Source organism: Alcanivorax sp. HI0083, assembly GCF_001635175.1.
In genome coordinates this window covers 1-540 of record NZ_LWFX01000396.1, presented here as the reverse complement: position 1 = coordinate 540, position 540 = coordinate 1, and the positions used below count along the sequence as shown (strand labels likewise).

General features: G+C 62.5%; 1 protein-coding gene. It reads left to right on the top strand.

What is annotated here, in order from left to right; translation table 11 throughout:
* Positions 1-73: 73 nt before the first annotated feature.
* Positions 74-540 (top strand): enoyl-CoA hydratase/isomerase family protein (locus A3754_RS04070; protein ID WP_197468440.1); only part of this gene is annotated, 467 nt, incomplete at its 3' end.

Here is a 540-nt window from a genome sequence, read left to right as displayed (position 1 = left end):
TAACAGGGCTGGCGCTGCCTTTTACGCCGTATCGGCGATGCAGACGCGAAAGGATGTCCTGAGGAGAGTCGTAATGAGTAACCCGGTCAGCCTCAGTCGCGATAGCGACATTGGCGTTATCCGCATCAATTATCCCCCGGTAAATGCGCTGGGCCATGGCGTACGTGAAGGCCTGCAGCAATGCCTTCGTGATGCGCTGGCAGATGAACAGATTCGGGCGGTGGTGGTGATCGGTGAAGGAAAAACCTTCCCGGCCGGTGCCGATATCCGTGAATTCGGCAAGCCCCCCCAGCAGCCGGCGCTGCCGACTGTTATTGACGAATACGAAGCCAGCGACAAGCTGGTGGTGGCGGCCATCCACGGCACGGCGTTGGGTGGTGGCCTTGAAGTCGCGCTGGGCTGTGACTATCGGGTGGCGCTGGACAGCGCACGCCTGGGCCTGCCGGAAGTGAAACTGGGGCTGCTCCCCGGTGCCGGTGGCNCGCAGCGTTTGCCGCGCCTGTTGGGGGCGCAGAAAGCGCTGGAAATGGTTGTCGGCGG